The organism is Micromonospora sp. KC723 (genome assembly GCF_004348595.1).
Lineage (GTDB): Bacteria > Actinomycetota > Actinomycetes > Mycobacteriales > Micromonosporaceae > Micromonospora.
The window spans coordinates 1-3652 of the sequence record NZ_SMKD01000246.1 but is presented as its reverse complement, the minus strand read 5'-3'; the positions used below and the strand labels follow the sequence as shown (position 1 = coordinate 3652).

General features: G+C 74.5%; 4 protein-coding genes. All 4 read right to left on the bottom strand.

Annotated elements, in window-relative coordinates; all coding sequences use genetic code 11:
• On the bottom strand, positions 1-620 hold a 620-nt coding region (locus E1165_RS28210; RefSeq protein ID WP_132394735.1), incomplete at its 3' end, for a hypothetical protein.
• Between the two features lie 80 nt (positions 621-700).
• Positions 701-1093 (bottom strand): VOC family protein, encoded by a 393-nt coding sequence (locus E1165_RS28205; RefSeq protein WP_132394734.1) that lies wholly within the window; start codon positions 1091-1093, stop codon positions 701-703.
• A 35-nt stretch (positions 1094-1128) separates the two neighbouring features.
• Positions 1129-1770 (bottom strand): lipoyl(octanoyl) transferase LipB, encoded by a 642-nt coding sequence (gene lipB / locus E1165_RS28200; protein WP_132394733.1) that lies wholly within the window; start codon positions 1768-1770, stop codon positions 1129-1131.
• Positions 1771-1822: 52 nt separating this feature from the next.
• Positions 1823-3625, bottom strand: a complete 1803-nt coding sequence (locus tag E1165_RS28195; RefSeq protein ID WP_132394736.1) for a DUF2079 domain-containing protein — start codon at positions 3623-3625, stop codon at positions 1823-1825.
• Positions 3626-3652: the final 27 nt, after the last annotated feature.

The window sequence follows — 3652 nt, the reverse complement described above, 5'->3', positions numbered from 1 at the left end:
GGTCGGGGTGGCAGCGCCAGCGCAACCGCCGAGGCGGTGAGCGCCGCGAGGAGGGCGGGGCCCCGACCGGCCGGGGCGGCGAGCGCCGTGGCGGTGCCCACCGCGAGGGCCCGCACCACCACCTCCCGCGCCGCGTTGACCCGGGCCCGTTCCGGGGGTACGCCCCGTTCGAGCCAGATCCTCAGCCGGTCGAACGACCACGCCGTGGCCCAGCCGAAGGCGGGGCCGAACAGCAGGTCGGCCAGCCGGCCCGCCGGGCCCCAGCGCGGGGTGTACCGGTAACCGGTGAGGAACCGCACGCCGCCCGGGGCCGGCACGTAGCGCCAGTATCCCGAGCCGGCGGCGATCAGTGAGCGTGGGTCGCCGGAGCCGAAGCGCAGCGTCGAGGTGCGGGTGCCGTCGGGGCGGTCACGCTCGCCCGCGTGCACCCCGTACCCGCCGACCCGTACGCCCGGCAGGACGGTCGTGACGTACCGGAACCGGGCGGGTGAGCTGCCCGGCACCGGATCGATACGGCCGAACCGGGCGTCCCACCGGCGGTGCGCCCCCGGGTGCTGGGTGACCTGCCAGATCCGCTCGACCGGCGCGTCGATCAGTGTTTCGACATAGATGACCGCCATCGCCAGCCCCCGTTCTTGAGCGGTCGCTCAATGGCAACGCTAGCGCTTTTTGAGCGACCGCTCAATACCTGCCGGGGATGTCAGGCGGGGCCGAGCAGGTCCCAGCGGTTGCCGGCGATGTCGAGAAACACCGCCACCCGGCCGTACGGCTCGGCGCGCGGTCGACGGACGAACTCCACGCCCGCACCGACCATCCGCCGGTACGTGGCGTCGAAGTCGTCGACCTGGAGGAAGAAGCCCACCCGGCCGGCCACCTGGTCGCCGACGACCGCCTCCTGCCGCCCGCCGTCGGCGCGGGCCAGCAGCAGCCCGGTGCCGCCGCCCGGCGGGCGGACCACCACCCAGCGCTTCGGCCGGCCGTCGGTGGTCAACGACGGGGAGTCCTCGACCAGCACGAAACCGAGCACGTCGGTGAAGAAGGCGATCGCCGGGTCGTACTCGGCGACGACCAGGGTGACGAGATCAAGACGCATCCGCCGAGGGTAGGCGGCCCGGCGGACGGGCGGGCTCAGACCTCGACGACGGTGGGCAGGTGCCGCTCGACCACCGGGAGCACCTCGGCGACGGTGACCGGGCGGCCCAGTTCGGCGGTGAGCGAGGTGACCCCGGCGTCCCGGATGCCGCAGGGCACGATCCGGTCGAAGTAGGTCAGGTCGCAGTCGCAGTTGATGGAGAAGCCGTGCAGGGTCACCCCACGGGAGACCCGGATGCCGATGGCGGCCACCTTGCGGGCCGGACCCCTGTCGTCCTCGGGCACCCACACCCCGCTGCGGCCCTCGATCCGGCCGGCGGTCAACCCGAACTCGGCGCAGACGTCGATCAGCATCTGCTCGGTGCGCCGCACGTACGCGACCACGTCCACCGGGTCGGGGAGCCGGACGATCGGGTAGCCGACGAGCTGCCCCGGGCCGTGCCAGGTGATCTTGCCGCCTCGGTCGACGTCGACCACCGGGGTGCCGTCCATCGGCCGGTCCCACGGCTCGGTGCGCTTACCGGCGGTGTAGACGCTGAGGTGCTCCAGCAGCAGCACGGTGTCGCCCTGCTCGCCGGCCGCCACCGAGGCGTGCAGCCGGCGCTGCTCGTCCCAGGCGGCCTGGTAGTCGAGCACCCCGGCCCGTACGGCCGTCAGCCCGGAAGTCGTCACAGTCACCCCACCAGCCTAGACCCGACCCGCTCCACCGTCTCCGGTGACGCGCGTCGCGTCAGGCCGCCGGGATCCGCCACAGCCAGACGTCGTCGACCCGCCGCGGCTCGCCGAGCAGGGCGGTGGCGGTGCGACGCAGGGCGTCCTCGTCCAGGTCGTACTTGGCGCCGTGCACCTCGTCGGGCAGCACGACCACCTCGACCCCCCAGTACCGCAGGTCGGAGCGGACCAGCCGGACGGTGCCCTCGGTGACGATCGGCACCAGCCCGGTGCGGCCGGCCTGGTCCAGCAGGGTGTCGAAGGTGCGCGGCGGCGGTCCGATCCGGCCCCGTCCGTCCGGCCCGCCGGGGCCCAGGAAGAAACCGGCCGGCAGGCGGAACTCGCCCTGCCGGTGGGACAGGGCGTACGCCTGCCAGCGCTGGCCGTCGGGGTAGACGTCCAGGGTCAGCGGGATCGGGGTGAGCACCCCGCCGGGGGAGACGTACTCCCGCCAGGTGCCCGCGGTGACGAACTGCGGCACCGGCGGGCGGACGCTGGTCAGCAACGGGGTGGGCAGCAGCGGCAGCAGCGCCGCCGCGAAACCGGCCGTCCACGCCACCCGGACCGGGCGGCGGGGCGGGTCGGCCCGGAGCTGGTCGACCGCGTACGCCAGCAGCACGCCGACGACCGGGGCGACCACCAGCGCCAGCCGGGCCGGCAGCGCGGCGTTGACCACCGGCAGCCCGCCCAGCAGGGCGAACGGGAGCGCCTGCCCGGTGCGCCATCCGTCGACGGTGGCCTGCGGCCCCCAGGAGAGCACGGCGAAGACGACGGCGGTGACGCCCAGCGCGACCAGTGTGGCCCGGCGGGCCGGCGCGGCGCGTCGCCACAGCAGCACGAAGCAGGCGACGGCGAGCAGCAGCAGCGGCACCCCGAAGAAGGAGTTCTCCTCGGTGGGGTTGGGCGCCAGCGCGGTGCCCCACCCCAGCTCGCCCGCGATCGATCGGCGCGGGTACGCCCCGAAGGCGGCCACGTCCTCGGAGTGGATCACCGGGTCGAACCCGGTGCCGTGGAACCGCTGCGGGCCGGCGAAGTGCAGCCAGAGTGGGTACGCCAGCAGCGCTCCCGCCACCAGCGCGGTGACGCCCAGCCCGCGCAGCAGGTCCGGCAGCGCCGCCCGGGCCCGCACCCGGCGGGCCGGGTGCAGCGCCCAGGCGGCCAGGAACACGCCGGTCGCCAGGGCGGTGAAGAACAGCCCCTCGGCGGCGATGGAGAACGCCACCGCCACCAGCAGGCCGAGAACGATCCCGCCGCGCAGCCAGCGCCCCGGCCGGCGCAGCGCGAACACCCGCCACAGCAGCAGCGGGACCAGCCAACCGGCGGTCCAGTTCAGGTGGGCGTTGGCGTGCGAGACCATGCCGGGGGAGTAGGCGACGAACAACGCGCCGGCCCCGGCGGCGAGCCGGCTGCCGACCAGGTGCCGGGAGAGCAGCCAGTACCAGGCCAGCGCGGTGGCGACCAGGTTGAGGGTGAGGATCACCAGGAACGTCGCCGGTGGCCCGATCAGGTACGTCAGCGGGGCGAAGACCGCCGCGTACACGGTGATCGAGGTGTTGACCGCGAGGTTCACCCCGTCGGGGACGTTGAGCAGGTGGGTGAAGAGCGGGTTCTCCCCGTGGGTGAGCGCGTGCCCGCCGAAGGCGAGCAGCCACTCGAACAGCGCCTGGTCGCTGGCGTTGACGGTGATCGCCCGACCGTTCGGGTCACGCCACAGGCCGCTGGTCACCCAGACTGCCAGGGCCACCGCGACCAGTGTCACGACCAGGTCGGCCCGGCGTCGCCCGCGCCCACCGCCGACCGGGTCGCCGTGGACGGCGAGCACGGCGGGTTCGGCCTGGAAGTCGACGGC